This window comes from Ammoniphilus sp. YIM 78166 (assembly GCF_004522215.1).
Lineage (GTDB): Bacteria > Bacillota > Bacilli > Aneurinibacillales > RAOX-1 > YIM-78166.
Map to the genome: position 1 here is coordinate 1 of NZ_SDLR01000032.1, position 1511 is coordinate 1511.

A 1511-nucleotide genomic window follows, 5' to 3' on the forward strand; every position below is an offset into this window, starting at 1 on the left:
TTTATGATATTGTCGTTCCTAAAGATAATATGCTTCGCCAAATTAATGAACTTGTTGACTTTAATTTCATATTAGAAGAACTAAAATCAAAATATTGTCTTGATAATGGACGAAATGCTGTATCTCCAATTCGTATGTTCAAATATTTACTTTTAAAATCAATCTATGAACTATCCGATGTGGATCTGGTCGAGCGTTCAGGTTATGATATGTCTTTTAAATACTTTTTAGATATGGCACCTGAAGATCCAGTCATTAATTCAAGTACATTAACGAAATTCCGTAAGCTCCGTCTTCAAGATGTGGGTATTTTAGACATGCTTATTGGAAAGACGGTTGAAATTGCACTAGAAAAGGGAATCATCGAAAGTAAATCTATTATTGTTGATGCCACACATACCAAAGCACGTTATAACCAAAAAACACCGAATGAATTTTTACAAGAGAAATCGAAAAATGTAAGAAAAGCTGTTTATCAAATCGATGAATCCTTAAAAGAAAGATTCCCAACCAAACCAACTTCTAACGAAGTAAAAGATGAATTGGACTATTCCCGTCAAGTTATTAAAATCGTGGAGTCGCAACCACAAATCGCTGTAATTCCCGCTGTGAAAGAAAAGTTGAACGTCCTAAAAGAAATAGTAGAGGATTATGAAGAACAACTGAGCTATTCATACGATCCAGACGCAAAAATAGGGCATAAAACAGCAGACTCTTCTTTCTTTGGATTTAAGACACATCTTGCCATAAGTGAGGAACGAATTATTACAGCAGCAGTGGTAACAACAGGCGAGAAAAGTGACGGAAAGTACCTTAAAGAATTAGTAGAAAAAAGTAAAGTAGCCGGCATGGAGGTTAAAACGGTCATTGGGGATACCGCATATTCAGAAAAGGAAAATATACAATATGCTNNNAGGAAGAATTTCAACTAGTATCAAAGTTAAATCCACAAATCACACAAGGTAGACGGGCTAAGGAAGATGAGTTTGAATTTAATAAAGATACTGGCATGTACGTATGTAAAGCTGGGCATATGGCCATTCGAAAAGCGCGTACAAATAAGAAGAATGTAGGGAAAAATCAACGTCAAAAGTATTACTTTGACATAGAAAAATGCCAAATGTGCCCTTTCCGTGAAGGATGTTATACAGAAGGAGCAAAGAGTAAAACATATTCGGTAACCATTAAATCGACCGAACATAAGGAGCAAGAAACGTTTCAAGATAGTGATGAGTTTAAAGAACTTGCTCGTTCACGTTATAAAATCGAAGCGAAGAATAGTGAGTTAAAACATGGACACGGGTATGATAAAGCATTATCTGCGGGTCTATTTGGCATGGAAATCCAAGGTGCCACAACAATATTCGCAGTCAATCTGAAGAGAATTCTCACCCTTCTAAAAGAAAAGGAACAGTGAAAATAGATAAAAAAGGTACTTTCTTATTTAAAAACAAATAAGAAAGTACCTTTTTCTTTGTTTGGTCAAACTTATATTTCTAAAAACGCAAGTT

The 1511-nt window shown here is 34.9% G+C and carries 1 pseudogene; it reads left to right on the forward strand.

Features of this window, described 5'->3' with window-relative positions:
• A pseudogene (locus EIZ58_RS32725) lies at nt 1-1417 on the forward strand (IS1182 family transposase); the annotation flags it as partial.
• Nucleotides 1418-1511: the final 94 nt, after the last annotated feature.